This window comes from Pseudomonas sp. FP453 (genome assembly GCF_030687495.1).
Taxonomy (GTDB): Bacteria; Pseudomonadota; Gammaproteobacteria; order Pseudomonadales; family Pseudomonadaceae; genus Aquipseudomonas.
In genome coordinates this window covers 4047354-4066141 of the sequence record NZ_CP117435.1, presented here as the reverse complement: position 1 = coordinate 4066141, position 18788 = coordinate 4047354, and the positions used below count along the sequence as shown (strand labels likewise).

Here is an 18788-nt window from a genome sequence, read left to right as displayed (position 1 = left end):
AGTAGTGGAGCCCCTTTCTCGATTCAGGCTTCGCTGTTTTACCCGAGCATACCCTCGACATCGGCCAGGGTGGCATGCGGGACAACACTGTCGGGAATTCTCGAGATGTCAGACAGGTTGTACACCCTGAAGTCATCACCCATAACCTTATCGGACATCAATTCGAACGACGGCAATATGCGCGTGAAATAGTGTTGATCGAGCCCGCAGGGTGAGTGAGTGGATTCTGCGTTCTCGTAAAACCTGCCTGAGCGCTCGTCCAGATCAACGCCCACCAGAAAGACTTGGGTGAACCCCACATGGAACGCCAGCTGTATGGCCAGATAAGCCACGGTTCGCGCATCAAAAAAGCCCTCGCTCATGTCTTTGCTGAACCCCAGCGGTCTTTCGCGGCTGGGCAGCAAGGGATGATTGACGACCAATGCGTTGTGTTTGCCCAGCACAGATTCCAGCCAGGAAGGCCGCTTGGCTTTGGACAACGGGTAAAGCCGCCCCGTGGGGCGAACATGCGCAGATCGCGCGTGGTCTTCCCACAGCGCAACCCTCTGGCTGATCGCCATGGCGTGTTTGAATAGATCGGGCTGCTGTTCGGAGAAACTCCTGTCCGTGCAGGCGTAAAAATACGGCTTAACGTCAGTGTCCAGAAACAGTGAAATGGCGCCATTCATCGTGATCATGGGTACGTGCGCAAATTGCTCGATGGGAAACGACTTGGCTGATGGTCCGGAGGCAATGATGAAGACTGCGCCCGACTCGGTGTTCCGGCAGGCATCAAAATCGCTCAGGTCCAGAGCGTATTTGGTCGAGAGCCAGGGAGCGGTGTAGGGGGCGTGCAAAGCTCGCTGAATGCTACCGGCGTGCTCAATGGCGACGAAGGGTGTCTGTTTCATCGGGCCCAACCTTGAAGTCAGAAGAAAGTACCTACATCACCCGACCCGACGAGGCACCGCTCAGTTCCTTCTTAAAACAAAGTTCATCAGCCTGAGCGCCTATTTTTCAGTGGGCTACTTCCCGAAGTTGGCAGCATTCATGGGCACTCACCGTTACTTCAGCCCACAGACGGTGCGCTTTCTGAGCCATTTAGTAGCAATTTCCTACAAAGGCTCTTAGCTCGACATCCGACATTTTCCCGGTACGCCATGCGAATCAATCACTTGGTTCACCACCAGACCAGTTGGCACACATCCTGCTTTTTTGCATTCATGGATAATTGGATACAAAAATTCAAAAGGTGCTGCCGATGCAATTTGCCCCCGCTTACGTTGACCGCCAGCCCCTCACCGCCGAGGAGGAGGCCTACAACTTCCTGCTCGACGCCATTTGCAACGGTCGCTTGCGCAAGGGCGACCGTTTGATTGCCGAAGACATCGCCAGTGAAATCGGCATGAGCCGCATGCCGGTGCGCGAAGCGTTTCGCCGCCTGGATGCCCAGGGCCTGGTGACGCTGCGGCCCAATCGCGGCGCCATCGTCAGCGGCCTGGACATTGAGGAGTTGCACGAGGTGTTCGAGATGCGCAGCGCCCTCGAAGGCCTGGCGGTACGTGTTGCGGTCGGCCGTATCGGCGAGCGCCAACTGGCCGCCCTGGAACGCATGCTCGACGAAATGGATGACTACCGCGACGAAAGCGCCGCGTGGGTCAGCCGTCACCGCGCGTTCCACGAATACCTGTGCAGCCTCAGTGGCCGTCCGCGCTTGATGAAGCAGATTTCGGCGCTGTACTCGCTGGTGGAAGCGCCCATGCGCCTGTGGTTGCAGCACGGCGACAAACCCCTCAGCGCCCGCCAGGAACACGCGGTGATCCTCGATGCCATCCGCGCCGGCGACGCTGCCCGCGCTGAAGCCGTGGTGCGCGAGCACATCGAAGGCACCGTGCCGGCGCTGATCCAGTTTTTGCAATCGGAAAAATAATCAGAGGCGGGCCCAAGCCCGCCCGTGTTTTGACTTTGAGTCCTGCCCCGTTATTCAACGAACTGGAGTGTCTGGTCATGCATAAACGCCGTGCCTTGCTGGTGGCTGTCTCCCTCGGGCTCTGCGCACAAGGGGCCGTTGCGGCGCTCCAAGTGCCGGAGCGCTTGCAGAAAGTCGACAAACTCACCTACTGCTCGGGGATGGACTCGCCGCCCCTGGTGTCCTTCGATGAAGCCCAGAAACCGCGCGGCCTGACCGTCGACCTGGGCCTGGAAATCGCCAAGCGCCTGGGCGACAAACAGGTGCAGTGGCGGGTGATCCCGTTCTCCGGCCTGGTGCCAGCCTTGCTGGCCCAGCAGTGCGACATGATCGTCGACCAACTGTTCGACAAACCCGAACGGCGCCAGGTGATCGACATCGTCAACTACATGTATTCCAGCCAGTCGGTGGTGGTGCCTAAAGGCAACCCCAAAGGCATCAAGACCCTGGATGACTTGTCCGCGCACAAGGTCGCGGTGCTCAACGGCTCCACCATCAAGACCCTGCTCGACACCCAGAACGAAAGCCTGATCAAAGCCGGCAAGCCACCGATGAAACTGGTGGTGTACAACACCGACACCGATGCCTTCCAGGCCCTGCGCATCAGCCAGGTGGACGCCTACGGCACCACCGTGGAAACCGCCGGATATTACGCGGCGATGGCCCCGGACCTGTTCGAGGAAGGCGTGCCGGCGTTCAGCCGCATCCTCACCGGCCTGGGCATGCGCAAGGACGATCCACAACTGACCGCCGCCGTGCAACAGGTGATCAACGATATGCGCAGCGACGGCAGCTACGTGCAGCTGTTGAACAAATGGCATGTCAGCAGCGACACACTCGACTGAGGCTGGGCGGCGATGAATTTCAATTGGGATGTGTTCTGGCAATACCTGTTGCAGCCCAGCGGGGTGTACCTCAACGGGCTCTGGCTGACGTGCCTGATCAGCGTGCTGGCCATGCTGTTGGGCTGCGCGCTGGGGCTGGCGGCGGCGCTGTTGCGCCTGTCGAAGAACCCGCTGTTGCACCTGCCGGTGCGGTTTTATGTGTGGCTGATGCGCGGCACGCCGCTGCTGGTGCAGATCGTGTTTCTGTACACGGCACTGGCGGCGGGCGGGCTGTTTCGCTTCGAGGACATCGAGCTGTTCGGCTTGATTGTGCCCGGCAACATCCAGGCCGCAATCATCGCCCTGGGCCTCAACGAAGGCGCGTACATGGCCGAGATCATCCGCGCCGGCATCGGTGCGGTGGACAAGGGCCAATACGAAGCCGGGCGTTCCCTGGGCATGGGCTTCGCCAAGCTGATGCGGCGTATCGTGCTGCCCCAGGCGTTCCGCGTGATCGTGCCGCCGCTGGGCAACGAGTTCAACGTGATGCTCAAGAACACCACCCTGGTCAGCGTGATCGGCGTGCAGGAGTTGTTGCTCAGCACGCAGATGGTCACCTCGGCGACGTTCCGCGTGTTTGAGTTGTACCTGGTGGTGGCCATCTACTTCCTGATGCTCACCACCCTGTGGGGCTTTTTCCAGCGTTGGCTGGAAGCGCGTTTCGGCCAGTCCGACCGGCCTTCGGCGCCGCCACCGGCCTCCAGCCGCATGTTCGGGCGCAGCACCTTGAAACTGCTGAGAGGACGCTAACCATGGCGCACAAAAGTGACGAACTGATCATCGACGCCCAGGACCTGCACAAGTCGTTCGGCGACTTGCAGATCCTCAAGGGCATCTCCCTGCAAGTGCGCCGCGGCGAAGTGGTGGTGCTGATCGGCGCCTCGGGCTCGGGCAAGACCACTTTCATCCGCTGTATCAACCTGCTGGAAGACATCCAGGGCGGGCGCATCCGCGTCAACGGCCGTGCCATGGGCTACCGCGAACGCAGCGACGGCAGCCTGGTGCGTGATTCCGAGCGCAACATCGCCCGCCAGCGCCGCGACATCGGCATGGTGTTCCAGCGCTTCAACCTGTTCCCGCACATGACTGCGCTGGAAAACATCATCGAGGCGCCGATCCACGTGCTCGGCACCCCGCGTGCCGAAGCTCTGGAGCAGGCCCGTGGCTTGCTCGCGCGGGTCGGCCTGGCGGACAAGGCCAACCACTACCCGTCGATGCTTTCCGGCGGCCAGCAACAACGGGTGGCGATTGCCCGCGCCCTGGCGATGAAACCCCAGGCCATGCTGTTCGACGAGCCCACCAGCGCCCTCGACCCGGAGACCGTCGGCGAAGTGCTGCAAGTGATGAAGGAACTGGCCGAGGAGGGCATGACCATGGTGGTGGTCACCCACGAAATGGGCTTTGCCCGGGAAGTGGCCGACCGCGTGGTGGTGCTCGACCAGGGCGAACTGATCGAACAAGGGCCACCGGAACAGATTTTCAGCCACCCCAGCCATCCGCGTACCCGTGCGTTTCTCAGCCGCGTGTTATGACCTGAAACCTTGTGTGGAAGAACCTTTGCCATGTTGAAATTTTCGGCTCACGAGTACCCTTATCCGTCGCAACGCCAGAGCGTGTTTGCCCAGCGCGGCATGGTCGCGGCGTCCCAACCGCTGGCAGCGCAGGCCGGTATTGAGATCATGCAACAGGGCGGCAACGCCATCGACGCCGCCATTGCCACGGCCGCCGCGTTGACGGTGGTCGAGCCCACCGGCTGCGGCCTGGGCGGTGACGCATTCGCGCTGGTCTGGTGCAAGGGCCAGTTGCATGGCCTGAACGGCAACGGCCATGCGCCGGCGGCGTTGAGTGTCGAGGCGGTCAAGGCGGCGGGGCATGACCAGATGCCGCTCTATGGCTGGACCCCAGTCACCGTGCCCGGTTGCCCATCGGCCTGGGCCGAGTTGTCGCAACGCTTCGGCAGGCTGCCGTTTGCCGAGTTGCTGCAACCGGCCATTCGCCTGGCGCGGGACGGTTTTCCGCTGTCGCCGGTGGTCGCCCACCAATGGCAGATCGCGCTGGATGAATTCAGCCCCCACCGCGACCCGGTGCTGGATGCCTGGTTCGACACGTTCCTCATCGACGGCCGCGCGCCTCGGGCCGGGGAGCTGTTCCGCAACCCAGCCCAGGCCCGTACCCTCGAAGAACTCGCTGAAACCCGCTGCGAAAGCCTGTATCGCGGCGCCCTCGCCGAACGCCTGGATGCCCACTCCCGGGCCAGCGGCGGCTACCTGCGCGCCAGCGACCTCAAGGATTACCGTGCGCAGTGGGTGGAGCCGATCCACGTCAACTACCGTGGCGTCGATGTCTGGGAAATCCCCCCAAGCGGCCAGGGCCTCGTCGCCCTGATGGCGCTGAAAATCCTTGAAGGCTTCAGCTTCGATCATCGCGACAGCCAACAGACCTGGCACCGCCAGTTGGAAGCCATGAAGCTCGCCTACAGCGACGGCCTGCACTACATCACCGACCCGCTGCACATGCGCGTGGCTGTCGCCGATTTGTTGAGTGACGACTACAGCCGCCGCCGCCGCGCGCAAATCGGCGAACAGGCCCAGCCGCCCAAACCCGGCGACCCCCACGCCAGCGGCACGGTGTACCTGGCCACGGCGGACGCCGAAGGCAACATGGTTTCGTTCATCCAGAGCAACTACCACGGCTTCGGCTCCGGCGTGGTACTGCCCGACAGCGGCATCGCCCTGCAGAACCGTGGGCAGGAATTCAGCCTCGACCCCACCCACGCCAACTGCCTGGCGCCCGGCAAGAAAACCTTCCACACCATCATCCCCGGCTTCCTCACCAAAGACGGCCAGGCCCTCGGCCCATTCGGCGTGATGGGCGGCTACATGCAGCCCCAGGGCCATGTGCAGATGGTGATGAACCTCGTGGATTTCGGCCTCAACCCGCAAGCCGCCCTGGACGCGCCGCGCTGGCAATGGCTGGGCGAGATGAAGGTCGGCATCGAGCAAGGCGCCTCGCGCGACCTGGCCAACGCCCTGGCACGCCGCGGCCACCAGGTGCAAATCGCCAGCGACCTCACCGACTACGGACGCGGGCAAATCATCTTGCGCGACCCGGTCAGCGGTGTGCTGTGCGGCGGCACGGAACCGCGAGCGGACTCCCATATCGGCGTGTGGTGAAGACGATCTTGCCTTGTGAACCCAGTCAACTGTGGGAGCTGGCTTGCCTGCGATAGCGGTGGCCCAGGCGAAACCTCCGTTGCCAGACCCACCGCCTTCGCAGCCTCGCTAAAGCTCGACAGCTCCCACAGGGGATTGGGTTTGCAGGCTATGTCAGGTGCACACCGTTCAAAAATGTGGGAGCTGGCTTGCCTGCGATAGCGGTGGCCCAAGCGAAACCTCCGTTGCCAGACCCACCGCCTTCGCAGCCTCGCTAAAGCTCGACAGCTCCCACAGGGGATTGGGTTTACAGACTTTCTCAGATGCACACCGTTCAAAAATGTGGGAGCTGGCTTGCCTGCGATAGCGGTGGCCCAGGCGAAACCTCCGTTGCCAGACCCACCGCCTTCGCAGCCTCGCTAAAGCTCGACAGCTCCCACAGGGGATTGGGTTTGCAGGCTATGTCAGGTGCACACCGTTCAAAAATGTGGGAGCTGGCTTGCCTGCGATAGCGGTGGCCCAGGCGAAACCTCCGTTGCCAGACCCACCGCCTTCGCAGCCTCGCTAAAGCTCGACAGCTCCCACAGGGGATTGGGTTTACAGACTTTCTCAGGTGCACACCGTTCAAAAATGTGGGAGCTGGCTTGCCTGCGATAGCGGTGGCCCAGGCGAAACCTCCGTTGCCAGACCCACCGCCTTCGCAGCCTCGCTAAAGCTCGACAGTTCCCACAGGGGATTGGGTTTACAGACTTTCTCAGGTGCACACCGTTCAAAAATGTGGGAGCTGGCTTGCCTGCGAAGACGGTAGCCCAAGCGCCATCGCACCCAGCCTTGCACCCGTACACCAGAACACTTGGGCTAGTATTGGCGCCCAAGTCGTCACCGCTCTCCCAATCGAGGCTGTGCTCGACAAACCCCTTCACCCTGTCGAGCACGCCCCCCGATGGCCAAACCCGCTTCTTCCACACTGGACCTGGACGGCTTCGACTGGTCGATCCTGGCCCTGGTCCAGCATGACAACGCCGTACCCCTGCGTACCCTGGCCGAAAAGGTCAACCTCTCCACCGCCGCCGTGCAGCGGCGGATCAAGCGCCTGGAAGAGGGCGGGGTGATCATCGCGAATGTCGCGGTGGTCGACCCGGCCAAAGCCGGCAAGCCGATCACCATCATTGCCGAGGTCTCCGTGGAGCGCACCAGCGCCGAAGCACTGGCTGCGACCAAAGCCAGCTTCAGCGTGCCCCAGGTGCAGCAGTGTTACTACGTCACCGGCGAAGCGGATTTCGTGCTGGTGCTCAACGTGGCAAGCATGCAGGAATACCAGGACCTCGCCGGCCAGCTGTTTGCCGAGAACCCCAATGTAAAGTGGTTCAAGACCTTGGTCGCGCTGGATCGGGTCAAGGTTGGGCTGCACGTACCGGTGTGACACTGGCCGTTGGATAGTCGGTGTAACCTTGCGTCGGGTTGCCGTCGATACCGTAGAACGTGCTGCGATCCGCCTCGGCCAGCGGCCAGTCGTGCCTCATGCGCTCCACCAAGTCCGGGTTGGCAATAAACGGCCGCCCGAATGCCACCAGATCCAGATCACCTTTTGCCAATACCGCTTCGGCCAAGGCGCGCGTGAAACCGCCCGCCGCGATCAATGTGCCCTGGTAGGCCTGGCGCCATTGCGTGGCAAACCCGGCGGGAATTGCTTCCGCGCCAATCGTCAGCTGATCGCTCAAATGCACATAAGCGAGGCTGCGCGCATTCAGTGCCGTCGCCAGGCTCAGCCAAGCCTCGGCCTCTTGCGCGTACGGGTGCATATCAAACAGCCGACCGAACGGCGAGAGGCGCACGCCGACGCGATCGCTGCCAATCTCGGCCGCCAGGGCATCGAGGGTTTCCAGCAAGAAGCGCTGGCGGTTGGCGATGGAACCACCGTACTCGTCGGTGCGGGTATTCAGCGCGCCATTGAGGAACTGTTCGAACAGATAGCCATTGGCACCGTGCAGTTCGACACCGTCGAAGCCTGCATCCACCGCGCGGCGTGCGGCGCTGACAAAGTCTGCCGTCACGCGCCGCACTTCATCGGCCTCAAGGGCACGCGGCAGGCTGGCCTGCACCGGTCCCGGCTGGCCTTCAGCGACCCACGCATAGGCATTCGACCGAGCGGCAGTCACCGCCACCGACGACACCGGCGCACCACCGTCCGGCTGAATCGACACATGGGACACGCGCCCCACATGCCACAACTGCGCAAAAATCTTGCCGCCCTTGGCATGCACCGCATCGGTGACCCGGCGCCAGCCCTGGACTTGCGCATCGTTGTACAACCCGGGGTTGAACAGGTAACCGCAGCCCTCGCGGGAAATCGGTGCACCTTCGCTGATGATCAACCCAGCGCTGGCGCGTTGCGCGTAATACAGCACCGTGTGTTCATCCGGGATGTCGTCCAGCGCGCGGGCGCGGGTCATTGGTGCCATGACCACGCGGTTGGCCAGCGTAGTGCCGGCGAGGTTGTAGGGTTGGAACAGGTTGCTCATGGGAATTCTCCGCAAGTGATGAAGGTTCAGGACGCCAGTGGCCACAGCACGTCCAGGCGTGTGTTGCTGATCAACCACTCGCCTTGCACGCGGCGGTATTCGTCGACGTACACGCCGAGCAGCAGCAACGGGCTGTCGCCGGCCGGGCGCTGGGTGACGAAATCGGTCAGGTAGCAATGGCCTTCGGCGCGGTCCTCGTCGAGGATCTCGACCCAGTGGTTGGACACAGCATGCAGGAACGGATAACGGCCGCGCTGCTGCGTATCAAAGTCGCGAAAGGCCTGGGACAGCCCGGCCTTGATCGCGTTGCGGCCGGTCCAGCCGGCTTGGGCGACGTGGCAAGTCGCGTCTTCGGTAAACAACTGCGCCAGCGCGTCCATGTCGTGGGTGTCGAGGTGATGGCAGTAGCGCAGGCGCAGGGTGCGAATGGCTTCCAGGGTAACGAGACGGTTCAGATCGGCGTGCATGGGCCCTCGCTGGGGTAGTCAGTAAACAATGATGACCAGCTTATTCCAGCGTGACGGTTGGATTAATCCCCGATAAATACGCTCAGTTGATCCTGCCAGGATAGAATCCAGGCTTTCCCAGGCGGAGGCGAACATGGACACCCTGCAATTCGACGGCATCCCCGAATTTATCCTCGCGGCGCAACTGGGCAGCTTCACCGCCGCGGCCTTGCAGCTGGGCGTGACCAGCTCGGCCGTGGGCAAAAGCGTGACCCGCCTGGAGAAACGCCTGGGGATCAAGTTGCTGCACCGCACCACGCGCAAGTTGAACCTGACCCATGAAGGCGAGGTGTACCTGGCCAGCTGCCTGCGGGTCATGGAGGAATTGCGCGGGGTCGAAGGCAGCTTCCTCAGCGGCGTCGCCGAGCCCAAGGGGCGTTTGCGCATCGACCTGCCCGCGGCGTTCGGCCGCCGGCATATCGCGCCGATGTTGATCACGCTGGCCCGGCGTTATGCCCAACTGGACCTGACCCTCACCTTCGGCGAGCGCAAAGTGGACATGGTCAACGAAGGCATCGATCTCGCGGTACGCATCGGTGACCTGCGCGACGACCCGGAACTGGTCGCCCGGCGCCTGGGCGAACAACGCCTGGTGATCTGCGCCGCGCCGCAGTACCTACGTGAGTCCGCGCCGTTGCAGGGCAAGGCCGACCTGCTGGCGCACGACTGCATCATCGGCTGGCGCAGCGGGTTGCGTAAGACCTGGCTGCTGACGAACGCCAAGGGTGCGGTGGAAGAGCAGGAAGTGCGGGTGCGCCATGAGTTCGGCGACGGCGAAGTGATGCTGCAGGCGACCCTCGACGGCGCGGGCCTGTGCCAATTGCCCACCTGGCTGGTGGCCGAGCACCTGCGCAGCGGCGCGTTGGTCACGGTGCTTGATGACTGCGCGGGCGCGACCATGCCGATTCACGTGATCTGGCCGCACACCCGTTATGTGCAGCCCAAGGTGCGGGTGGTGGTGGACGCGCTGCTGGCCATGGCCGAGCAACACGCCGAGGTATTTGGCGGGCGCTGAAAAATAATGCAAATCACCTGTCCCTTTTTTTCGCGTCGGCGGTCATTTCAGGTAAGCACACATTATCGAGAGCTTGCGCCAATGCCCGTAGTCCGCCCCTTGCTGAAACTGAGCCTGCTGCTGAGCCTCAGCGCCAGCCCGTTATTCGCCACCGTCAGCTACGCCGACGACGCCCGCCGCAGTTACCAGGTGCCCGCCGGCAGCCTGAGTGCGGCGCTGACCCGCTTTGCCGGGCTGGCGGGGGTCAACCTGTCGGTGGACCCGGCGCTCGTCAGCGGCCGCAGCAGCAGCGGCCTGGCCGGTGAATATGGTGTGGAGGAGGGCTTCGCGCGGTTGTTGCAAGGCTCCGGCCTGCAACTGCAAGCCATGGGCGAGCACGCCTACATGCTGATCCCTGCACCGGATGGCAGCACCCTCGAGCTGGCGCCAACCTCGATCCTCGGCACCACCGGCCTGTACGACGGCGACACCTACGCCGGCGGCCAAGTGGCCCGCCGTGGCGCCCAGGGCATGCTGGGCACGCGGGACTTCATGGAAACCCCGTTCAGCATCACCACCTACACCGCCGACGCGGTGAAAAACCAGCAGGCGCGCACCCTCGGCGAACTGATCGCCAGCGACCCCTCGGTCCGCGCCACCAACCCGGCCGGTGGGCGTTACGAGCAGTTCACCATTCGCGGGTTCAGCCTGTTCAACAGTGATGTGTCCTATAACGGCCTCTACGGCGTGCTGCCGACCTACACCATCGACATGGAAATGGCCGATCGCGTCGACATTTTCAAAGGCCCGACGCAGTTGATCAACGGCATCTCGCCCCGTGGCAGCGTGGGCGGCGGGATCAACGTGGTGCCCAAGCGCGCCACCGACAAGGACATCACCTCGTTCACCGGCACCTGGGCCTCGGAAAGCCAGGCGGGCGGCGCGGTGGATGTGGGTCGGCGCTTCGGCGAAGACAACCAGTTCGGCATCCGCTTCAACGGTGTGAAGCAGGCTGGCAATACGGCCTGGGATCACCAGAGCGTCGACCGCGAAATGGCCGTGCTCGGCCTGGATTTTCGCGGCGAGCGCCTGCGCCTTTCCACCGACATCGGCCACACCGAACGCGACACCGATGCGCCCCAGGAGCGTGTCCAGGTGGCCGCCGCCGCACCCGTGCCAAAGGCCAGCGACGTGCGCCGCAACTATGCGCAAGGCTGGAGCAAGGCGCGCACCAATGACACCTTCGGCACCTTCAATGGCGAGTACGACCTCAGCGACAACGTGATGCTCTACGGCGGCGTCGGCGCGCGTAAAAGCAACCACGACTTCCTGCGCCACGCCGTCTCCGTCACCAACGCTGCCGGCGACTTCAAAGTGCAGCCCCGCGACTTCACCCGCGATGAAAACGTGCGCACCTACACGGCGGGCGTGCGCAACTGGTTCCACACCGGGCCGGTGAGCCACGAGGTCAACCTGGCGGCCAGCTATTTCTACATGGACTTCACCAACGGCGGCGCGCGGTATGGCGAGTCGTCGAGCAACCTTTACAACCCGGTGCAAACCCCAACGCCATCCATTGCCACGCGCCAGGACGCCAAGGTCTACACCGAAAACAAATTCAGCGGCGTGGCCCTGTCCGATACCCTCGGCTTCTTTGACGACCGCCTGCTGCTGACCCTCGGCGCACGCTGGCAGCGGGTCAAGGTGGATGACTGGAGCAACGGCGTCAAAGGCAAGACCGCCTACGACGAAGAAAAGCTCTCGCCCTCCGGCGGCCTGCTGTTCAAGGCCACCGACCGGCTGTCGCTGTACGCCAACTACATGGAAGGCCTGAGCCAGGGCAAGATCGCGCCGACCACCTCAAGCAACAGCGACGAAATCTTCCCGCCGTTCATCAGCCGCCAGGTTGAAGTCGGCGCCAAGTACGACGCCGGCGCCTTCGCCGTGACGGCGGCGGTGTTCCGTATCAAGCAGCCGGCCTATGAAACCAACGCCACCACGAAGCTGTTCGGGCCCAACGGCAAACGCGAGAACGCCGGCGCCGAGTTGAGTGTGTTCGGCGAACCGCTCAAGGGTGTGCGTTTGCTCGGCGGCGTGATGTACATCGACAGCAAACTCAAGGACACCACCAACGGCACGTGGGACGGCAACCGCGCCCCGGCCACGCCCAAGTACAACGTCAACCTGGGTGCCGAATGGGACGTGCCCGGCCTGGAAGGCCTGACCCTGACCAGCCGTGGCATCCATTCCAGCTCGCAGTACCTGGACCAGTCCAACGTCAAGGAAATCGACGCCTGGAACCGTATCGACGTCGGCGCCCGCTATGCCTTCAAGGTGGATGACAAGCACGTGACCTTGCGTGCCAATGTGGAAAACGTCGCGGATAAACGCTACTGGAGTTCGGCCGGTGCGTCGGATGACAGCGAGCCGGGTCTGACGTTGGCAACACCACGCACCTACCTGCTGTCGGCCACTGTCGATTTCTAAACACGGATCAACAGGTGGGCGCGGGCTTGGGTGGGAACTGGCCCATGTGGGAGCTGGCTTGCCTGCGATGCAGACACCTCGGTGTATCAGATGCACTGAGGTGATGCTATCGCAGGCAAGCCAGCTCCCACACAAGCCAACTCCCACATTTGCGGGGCTAATAAGAATGTTTTTTGATCACACCGCCCCGATATGGAATAGTACCCGCCGTTTTCCCAGGCCTGTCTAGCCTGGGTGTTTCAACGCCGAGGTCTTCTTCATGCGAATGCTGCGCTCCATCCCCACCCTGGCCGCCTGCCTCCTGGCGTTTTCTTCAAGCGTGTTAAGCGCTGCCCCCATCGACCTCAATGACGGCCAACACGCCGTGCACCTGCCGGATGCGCCCAAGCGCGTGGTGGTGCTGGAATTCTCCTTTCTCGACAGCCTCGCCGCCGTTGAAGTGACGCCCGTGGGCGCCGCCGATGATGGCGACGCCAACCGCGTGTTGCCCCGTGTGCGCCAGGCCATCGGCCAGTGGCAGTCCGTGGGCCTGCGCTCGCAGCCGAGCATCGAGGAAATCGCCCGGCTCAAGCCGGACCTGATCGTCGCCGACCTCAACCGCCACCAGGCGTTGTACAGCGACCTGTCGAGCATCGCGCCGACGCTGCTGTTGCCGTCGCGCGGTGAGGACTACCAGGGCAGCCTGAAATCCGCCGAGCTGATCGGCAAGGCGCTGGGCAAGAGCGCAGAGATGGACGCGCGTATCGAAAAGAACCGCGAAAACCTCAAGGTCATCGCGCAACAGATCCCCGCCGGCGCCAGCGTGCTGTTTGGCGTCGCCCGTGAAGACAGCTTTTCCGTGCACGGCCCGGACTCCTACGCTGGCAGCGTGCTGCAAGCCATCGGCTTGAAAGTGCCATCGGTACGCGCCAACGCGGCGCCCACCGAATTTGTCAGCCTGGAACAACTGCTGGCCCTCGACCCCGGTTGGTTGCTGGTGGGTCATTACCGGCGCCCGAGCATCGTCGATAGCTGGAGCAAACAGCCGCTGTGGCAAGTGCTTGGCGCTGTGCGCAATCAGCACGTCGCCGAAGTGGACGGCGACAGCTGGGCGCGCAACCGTGGCGTGCTGGCGTCGGAGCAGATCGCCGAAGACGCCTTGGCGATTCTCAAAGGCGGCAAAGCCGTATTGAGTCAATAAGCGTGCAGCGCAGTTTCGCGGCGGCGGGCATCGTGCTGCTGGGCGCCGTGTTGTTCTGGTGCTCGCTGTACAGCTGGTCGCCGTTCACGATTACGGCGACGGACGCGTGGAATGGCCTGGTCCATCAGGGCAGCGTCGGCGGCAATATGGCCTACATCGTCGCCCAGCTGCGGGTGCCGCGTGCGGTGTGTGCGGCGTTGGTCGGCGCCTGCCTGGGCCTGGCCGGTGCGTTGATGCAGGGCATCACGCGCAACCGCCTGGCCTCGCCTTCCTTGTTTGGGGTGACGGCCGGCGCGGCGTTGGGCTTGGCGTTGTTCTCGACGGGTTTGGTCGCACCGCCGTTTGCCGGTGGTGCGTTATTGATGACGTGCGTGGGCGGCGCGTTGGCCTGGGTCACGGTCTTCAGCCTCGGCGGCGCCTGGTCGCCGACCACCGCCCAGGGTCGCCTGGTATTGGCCGGTGTGGCCGTCGCGGCGTTGTGCGCGGCCTTGACCCGGCTCACCGTCATCCTGGTCGAGGCCCAGGCGCAAAGCGTGCTCAACTGGCTGGCCGGTTCGCTGGCCAACGTCGGCGCCGCGCAAGTGCAGTTGCTCTGGCCGTGCACCTTGATCGGCGGCCTGTGGGCGCTGTGGTGTGCACCGCGGCTGAACCTGATCAACCTCGGCGAAGACGCCGCGCGCTCGTTGGGCGTGGGCATCGCCAGCCTGCGTTTGCAGGTGTTTGTCGCCAGCCTGTTGCTGGTGGGGGCGAGCGTCTGCGCGGTGGGGCCGATTGGTTTTGTCGGGCTGATTGCGCCGAATATCCTGCGCCAGTTCCTTGGCAATGATTACCGCTGGCTGATCCCGCTGAGTGCCGCCTTGGGCGCGGTGATCGTGCTGGGCGCCGACCTGCTCAGCCGTGCCGTGGCCTTCCCGGTGGAAACCCCGGCGGGCGTGGTCACCGCGTTGATCGGCGCGCCGTTTTTCCTCTTCCTTGCCAGGCGCGCCCTATGATCCGCCCGACCTTGCGCCTGTGGCTGTTGCTCGGCCTGTTGCTGCTGGCGACGTTTATCAGCCTCAGCGCGGGCACCTTGTGGCTCAAGCCCGCCACCGTGCTGGAGCGCCTGCTGGCCCACGATGCCCTCGACTTTGAAGTGTGGAACCATCGCCTGCCGCGCAGCCTGATCGCGATCCTTGCCGGTGCCGCCTTCGGCCTGGCCGGGGCGATTGTGCAGGGCGTGATCCGCAACCCGCTGGCCTCGCCGGAAATCCTCGGCGTGACCCAGGGCGCCGGGCTGGCGCTGACCGTGGCGATCATCAGCTGGCCGCAGTTGCCGATTGCCTGGCTGCCGTTGGTGGCGTGCCTGGGCGGGGCGGGCGGCGCGTTGCTGCTGGCGCTGTACAACACCGGCGTGAGTTTTTCCGGGGTGCGTTTTGCGCTGTCCGGGGTGGCGATTGCGGTGACCTTGTCCAGCGTCACCGAGTTCCTGATCCTGTCCCACCCGCTGGATATCAACACCGCGCTGCTCGCCCTCACCGGCAGCCTGTGGAGCCGCAACTGGCACCATGTGGTGCTGGTGTTGCCGTTCCTCGTGTTGATCCCGCTGGGCCTGTGTTTGGCCAAGCCGCTGAACCTGATCGCCCTTGGCGACGAAGCCGCCCACAGCCTGGGCACTGCGCTGAACCGCACGCGCTGGTTGGCGATGGCCTGCGCCGTGCTGCTGACCAGCCTGGGCGTAGGCGTGATCGGGCCGATTGGTTTTATTGGCCTGGTCGCACCGCATATGGCGCGCAGGCTGGTGGGCGGGCATCACCAGTGTTTACTGCCGGCGGCGATGCTGATCGGTGCACTGTTGCTGGTGCTGGCCGACACGCTGGGACGCACCTTGATCGCGCCCAGCGAAATCCCCGCCGGGGTGCTCACGGCGGTGATTGGCGCGCCGTATTTTCTTTGGTTGCTGGCACGGTTCAAGGGCTGATCACATGAGTATTCTGCAGGCACACCAGCTCGATATCGGTTACGGCGCGACGCGCATCGTGCAAGGGCTGTCGTTCACGCCGCCGGCGGGCAAGGTCACGGCGCTGATCGGCCCCAATGGCTGCGGCAAGTCCACCTTGCTCAAGGCGTTTGCGCGCATTCTCAAACCGACCCAGGGCGAGCTGACCCTGGATGGCCAGGCCTATGCCAGCTTGTCCGCCCGACAACTGGCGCGACAGATCGCGTTTTTGCCGCAAGTCTTGCCGGTGCCGGAAGGGGTCAGCGTGCGCCAGTTGGTTGCTTATGGCCGCAGCCCGCATAACTCGTTGTGGGGGCGTTTGAGTGGCAACGATCAGTCCCACGTGACCCAAGCCATGCAACGCCTGGAGCTGGACGTGCTGGCGGATCGCGCCTTGGCGGATTTGTCCGGCGGCCAGCGCCAGCGCGCGTGGCTGGCGATGGTGTTGGCGCAGAACGCGCCGGTGGTGTTGCTGGATGAGCCGACCACTTACCTCGATATCAGTCATCAGGTTGAGCTGTTGGATCTGATGGGGGAATTGGCGGCGGAAGGCAAGACGGTGATTACGGTGCTGCACGATATCAACCAGGCGTGTCGGTATGCCGACCATTTGGCGGTGATGCATGGCGGCAGGTTGGTGGCCGATGGCGCTCCGGGAGATGTGATCAGTATTGAATTGATGCGCCAGGTGTTTGATGTGCAGGTGCAGATCATGCAGGAACCGGTGGCCGGTACCCCGATGTGCCTGATCGAAAAAAGCACCCGCCCTCAAGCCTGACTCGGTTCAAAAAATGTGGGAGCTGGCTTGCCTGCGATAGCTGTGTATCAGTGCCAAATGAGCAAGCTGACCCACCGCTATCGCAGGCAAGCCAGCTCCCACATTTGATTTCAGTTGTTCTCTAGGGCTTGTTTCACGTCGATGGCTTTGGGCAGCAGGTGGTTCTGGTAGAACAGATCCGCCGTCGCCTGTTGCGCCTGGATGATCTTCTCGTCAATCGGCAGGATCGGCGAAGGCGGGCGATTGTCCATGTACCGCGCAATCACCTCGGCAGGCAGGCCCATAAATCCAGTCAGCACCTTCAAGCTGTCTTCCCGTTGGCTGCGGGTCAGCGCTTCGGCGCTGCTGAGTTCACCGAGCAGGTCGTGGACAAAGGCACCGTTGGCCTTGGCGTATTCGCGCCGCGCCGTGTACACCGGCCCCGACAAGCCCAACCCTTCACCGTTGGCCAGCACATGGCTCGGGCTCTGGCTCAGGGCCAACGACGAATAGGGTTCCCAGATCGCCCAGGCATCCACGCTGCCGCGCTCAAACGCCGCCCGCGCGTCGGCCGGTGGCAGGTACACCGGCTGAATGTCCTTGTAGCTCAGCCCGGCCTTGTTCAGCGCGCGCAGGATCACGTTGTGGGAGCTGGAGCCTTTCTGGAACGCGACTTTCTTGCCCTTGAGGTCCGCCACTGAGTGCAGCGGGCTGTCGTTGCGCACGAGGATGGTTTCGGCGCTGGGCTTGGGCGGTTCGGCGCCGATGTAGACCAGGTCCGCACCTGCGGCCTGAGCAAAGAGCGGCGGGATGTCACCGGTGGAGCCCACGTCCAGGGCGCCGACGTTCAACGCTTCAAGCATCTGCGGGCCGGCGGGGAATTCGATCCACTTCACGTCAGTCTGCGGGAAGCGCTTTTCCAGCAGGCCATGTTCCTTGGCCAATACCAAGGCAATGGAGCCTTTCTGGTAGCCGATGCGCAGGGTCGCAGGGTCGGCGGCGAGGGCGGTTTGGGTCACGGCCAGCAGGGCCAATACCAGTGCGCGAATCTTCATGGGCGGTCCTTTTTAAAGCGGTTTTCGGGGCGCGCCAAACCGAGGTTGTCACGCAAGGTGGCGCCGCTGTATTCGCTGCGGAACAGGCCACGCCGTTGCAGTTCGGGCACCACCCACTGGGCGAAATCCTCCAGCCCACCGGGCAGGTGCGGTACCAGGATATTGAAGCCATCGGCCGCGCCGTTTTCGAACCAGCGTTGCAGTTCGTCGGCGATCTGCTCCGGTGTGCCGATCAGGCTGTAATGCCCGCGGCCCCCGGCAATTTTTCGCCCCAACTGGGCCAGCGTCAGGTTCTCGCGCAACGCCAAATCGCTGAGCAATTGCTGGCGGCTGCGCTGGCCGCTGTCAGTCAGTGGCAACTCTGGCAACGGCCCGTCCAGCGGGTAGCCGGACAGGTCGAAGTTACCGAGCATGCGCCCCAGCAGCGCGACGCCGACTTCGGGCTCGACCAGATCCTGGAACGCCTCGAACTTCGCCTGCGCCTCGGCCTCGGTCTGGCCGACCACCACAAACACGCCGGGCATGATTTTCAGCGCATCCGCCTCGCGTCCGTACTGCGCAAGACGGCCCTTGAGGTCGGCATAAAACCCCTGGGCATTCGCCAGCGACGTCTGTGCGGTAAACACCACTTCGGCAGTTTGCGCCGCGAGATCGCGACCGGCTTCGGACGAGCCCGCCTGCACGATCACCGGCTGACCCTGGGGCGAGCGTGCGACGTTCAGCGGGCCCTTGACGCGAAAGTGTTCGCCCACATGGTCGAGCACATGCACCTTCGCCGGGTCGTAGTAATTGCCGCTGGCCTTGTCGCGCACAAAGGCGTCGTCTTCCCAGCTGTCCCACAAGCCGGTCACCACCTGATGAAACTCGCGGGCGCGGCTGTAGCGCTCGCCGTGGCCGAGGTGCTCATCACGGCCGAAATTCTGCGCCTCGGCGGCGGCGTCCGAGGTCACCAGGTTCCAGCCTGCGCGCCCGCCGGACAAGTGATCCAGCGAGGCGAACTTGCGCGCCACATGGTAGGGCTCGTTGTAGGTGGTGGTCGCCGTGGCGATCAAGCCGATGTGTTCCGTCACCGCACTCAACGCCGCGAGCAAGGTCAGCGGCTCGAAGTGATCCGACCGCGCCATATGGCTGGCGATCTCGCCGGTGGCCGCCGCCACGCTGTCCGCCACGAACAGCGCATCGAACCTGGCCGCTTCGGCGACCCGCGCCAGGTGCTTGTACTGGGCGAAATCCAGCCCGGCATTCGCCGGTACATCGGGATGGCGCCAGGCGGCGACGTGGTGCCCGGTGGCCATGAGGAAGGCGCCGAGTTTCAGTTGACGGCTCAT

General features: G+C 63.6%; 17 protein-coding genes. 12 read left to right on the top strand and 5 right to left on the bottom strand.

What is annotated here, in order from left to right; all coding sequences use genetic code 11:
* Nucleotides 1-38: 38 nt before the first annotated feature.
* Entirely contained in the window at nt 39-890 is an 852-nt protein-coding gene (locus tag PSH87_RS18225) for a hypothetical protein (protein WP_017737067.1), read from the bottom strand.
* Between the two features lie 350 nt (nt 891-1240).
* Here PSH87_RS18225 and PSH87_RS18220 point away from each other — a divergent pair, with 350 nt between their 5' ends.
* The 6 genes from PSH87_RS18220 (at nt 1241) to PSH87_RS18195 (ending at nt 7407) form a co-directional block, all read left to right on the top strand.
* Nucleotides 1241-1909, top strand: coding sequence for a GntR family transcriptional regulator (locus tag PSH87_RS18220; protein ID WP_017737068.1), 669 nt, complete (start codon nt 1241-1243; stop codon nt 1907-1909).
* Nucleotides 1910-1986: 77 nt separating this feature from the next.
* Complete coding sequence (locus PSH87_RS18215) at nt 1987-2793, top strand: ABC transporter substrate-binding protein (protein ID WP_017737069.1); 807 nt, start codon at nt 1987-1989, stop codon at nt 2791-2793.
* Between the two features lie 12 nt (nt 2794-2805).
* Entirely contained in the window at nt 2806-3582 is a 777-nt protein-coding gene (locus tag PSH87_RS18210) for an amino acid ABC transporter permease (RefSeq protein ID WP_017737070.1), read from the top strand.
* 2 nt (nt 3583-3584) lie between these two features.
* Nucleotides 3585-4364 carry an amino acid ABC transporter ATP-binding protein gene (locus tag PSH87_RS18205; protein WP_124525702.1) on the top strand — a complete coding sequence of 260 codons (780 nt, stop codon included), beginning with the start codon at nt 3585-3587 and terminating at the stop codon, nt 4362-4364.
* A 30-nt stretch (nt 4365-4394) separates the two neighbouring features.
* Complete coding sequence (locus PSH87_RS18200) at nt 4395-6005, top strand: gamma-glutamyltransferase family protein (RefSeq protein ID WP_305430549.1); 1611 nt, start codon at nt 4395-4397, stop codon at nt 6003-6005.
* Between the two features lie 922 nt (nt 6006-6927).
* The gene (locus PSH87_RS18195) at nt 6928-7407 is read left to right on the top strand and encodes an Lrp/AsnC family transcriptional regulator (protein WP_017737073.1); all 480 of its coding nucleotides are present in this window, start codon (nt 6928-6930) and stop codon (nt 7405-7407) included.
* On the opposite strand, the gene PSH87_RS18190 is transcribed toward PSH87_RS18195, so the two are convergent.
* Together PSH87_RS18190 and PSH87_RS18185 are read right to left on the bottom strand one after the other, a co-directional pair.
* A complete protein-coding gene (locus tag PSH87_RS18190) occupies nt 7379-8506 on the bottom strand; it encodes an alkene reductase (protein ID WP_305430548.1) in 1128 nt (375 codons plus the stop codon). The two genes, PSH87_RS18195 and PSH87_RS18190, sit on opposite strands and share 29 nt — an antisense overlap.
* 26 nt (nt 8507-8532) lie before the next feature.
* A complete protein-coding gene (locus tag PSH87_RS18185; protein WP_305430547.1) occupies nt 8533-8973 on the bottom strand; it encodes a nuclear transport factor 2 family protein in 441 nt (146 codons plus the stop codon).
* A 133-nt stretch (nt 8974-9106) separates the two neighbouring features.
* Here PSH87_RS18185 and PSH87_RS18180 point away from each other — a divergent pair, with 133 nt between their 5' ends.
* From PSH87_RS18180 to fecE, 6 genes are all read left to right on the top strand, one after another.
* On the top strand, nt 9107-10027 hold the full coding sequence (locus PSH87_RS18180; protein WP_017737076.1) for a LysR family transcriptional regulator: 921 nt from the start codon (nt 9107-9109) through the stop codon (nt 10025-10027).
* 81 nt (nt 10028-10108) lie between these two features.
* Nucleotides 10109-12493 carry a TonB-dependent receptor gene (locus PSH87_RS18175; protein WP_305430546.1) on the top strand — a complete coding sequence of 795 codons (2385 nt, stop codon included), beginning with the start codon at nt 10109-10111 and terminating at the stop codon, nt 12491-12493.
* 265 nt (nt 12494-12758) lie between these two features.
* A complete protein-coding gene (locus PSH87_RS18170) occupies nt 12759-13673 on the top strand; it encodes a Fe(3+) dicitrate ABC transporter substrate-binding protein FecB (protein ID WP_370695326.1) in 915 nt (304 codons plus the stop codon).
* 2 nt (nt 13674-13675) lie between these two features.
* Nucleotides 13676-14665: an iron-dicitrate ABC transporter permease FecC gene (gene fecC, locus PSH87_RS18165; RefSeq protein ID WP_305430543.1), complete on the top strand. Its 990-nt coding sequence runs from the start codon at nt 13676-13678 to the stop codon at nt 14663-14665.
* Nucleotides 14662-15630, top strand: a complete 969-nt coding sequence (locus PSH87_RS18160; protein WP_305430541.1) for an iron chelate uptake ABC transporter family permease subunit — start codon at nt 14662-14664, stop codon at nt 15628-15630. The genes fecC and PSH87_RS18160 overlap by 4 nt, the downstream gene beginning before the upstream one ends.
* 4 nt (nt 15631-15634) lie before the next feature.
* Entirely contained in the window at nt 15635-16426 is a 792-nt protein-coding gene (gene fecE, locus PSH87_RS18155) for a Fe(3+) dicitrate ABC transporter ATP-binding protein FecE (RefSeq protein ID WP_305430540.1), read from the top strand.
* A 110-nt stretch (nt 16427-16536) separates the two neighbouring features.
* Here the strand turns inward: fecE and PSH87_RS18150 are convergent, their stop codons facing one another.
* Together PSH87_RS18150 and PSH87_RS18145 are read right to left on the bottom strand one after the other, a co-directional pair.
* The gene (locus tag PSH87_RS18150) at nt 16537-17460 is read right to left on the bottom strand and encodes a sulfonate ABC transporter substrate-binding protein (RefSeq protein ID WP_305430539.1); all 924 of its coding nucleotides are present in this window, start codon (nt 17458-17460) and stop codon (nt 16537-16539) included.
* A complete protein-coding gene (locus PSH87_RS18145; RefSeq protein WP_305430537.1) occupies nt 17457-18788 on the bottom strand; it encodes an LLM class flavin-dependent oxidoreductase in 1332 nt (443 codons plus the stop codon). The genes PSH87_RS18150 and PSH87_RS18145 overlap by 4 nt, the downstream gene beginning before the upstream one ends.

What these genes read in the sequence shown, in the direction of transcription:
- PSH87_RS18150 (WP_305430539.1), bottom strand. Translation starts at nt 17,460, where the DNA reads ATGAAGATTCGCGCACTGGTATTGGCCCTGCTGGCCGTGACCCAAACC.
- PSH87_RS18160 (WP_305430541.1), top strand. Translation starts at nt 14,662, where the DNA reads ATGATCCGCCCGACCTTGCGCCTGTGGCTGTTGCTCGGCCTGTTGCTG.
- PSH87_RS18225 (WP_017737067.1), bottom strand. Translation starts at nt 890, where the DNA reads ATGAAACAGACACCCTTCGTCGCCATTGAGCACGCCGGTAGCATTCAG.
- PSH87_RS18170 (WP_370695326.1), top strand. Translation starts at nt 12,759, where the DNA reads ATGCTGCGCTCCATCCCCACCCTGGCCGCCTGCCTCCTGGCGTTTTCT.
- PSH87_RS18220 (WP_017737068.1), top strand. Translation starts at nt 1,241, where the DNA reads ATGCAATTTGCCCCCGCTTACGTTGACCGCCAGCCCCTCACCGCCGAG.
- PSH87_RS18210 (WP_017737070.1), top strand. Translation starts at nt 2,806, where the DNA reads ATGAATTTCAATTGGGATGTGTTCTGGCAATACCTGTTGCAGCCCAGC.
- PSH87_RS18175 (WP_305430546.1), top strand. Translation starts at nt 10,109, where the DNA reads ATGCCCGTAGTCCGCCCCTTGCTGAAACTGAGCCTGCTGCTGAGCCTC.
- PSH87_RS18145 (WP_305430537.1), bottom strand. Translation starts at nt 18,788, where the DNA reads ATGAGCCGTCAACTGAAACTCGGCGCCTTCCTCATGGCCACCGGGCAC.
- PSH87_RS18195 (WP_017737073.1), top strand. Translation starts at nt 6,928, where the DNA reads ATGGCCAAACCCGCTTCTTCCACACTGGACCTGGACGGCTTCGACTGG.
- PSH87_RS18215 (WP_017737069.1), top strand. Translation starts at nt 1,987, where the DNA reads ATGCATAAACGCCGTGCCTTGCTGGTGGCTGTCTCCCTCGGGCTCTGC.
- PSH87_RS18190 (WP_305430548.1), bottom strand. Translation starts at nt 8,506, where the DNA reads ATGAGCAACCTGTTCCAACCCTACAACCTCGCCGGCACTACGCTGGCC.
- PSH87_RS18180 (WP_017737076.1), top strand. Translation starts at nt 9,107, where the DNA reads ATGGACACCCTGCAATTCGACGGCATCCCCGAATTTATCCTCGCGGCG.
- PSH87_RS18185 (WP_305430547.1), bottom strand. Translation starts at nt 8,973, where the DNA reads ATGCACGCCGATCTGAACCGTCTCGTTACCCTGGAAGCCATTCGCACC.
- fecE (WP_305430540.1), top strand. Translation starts at nt 15,635, where the DNA reads ATGAGTATTCTGCAGGCACACCAGCTCGATATCGGTTACGGCGCGACG.
- PSH87_RS18205 (WP_124525702.1), top strand. Translation starts at nt 3,585, where the DNA reads ATGGCGCACAAAAGTGACGAACTGATCATCGACGCCCAGGACCTGCAC.
- PSH87_RS18200 (WP_305430549.1), top strand. Translation starts at nt 4,395, where the DNA reads ATGTTGAAATTTTCGGCTCACGAGTACCCTTATCCGTCGCAACGCCAG.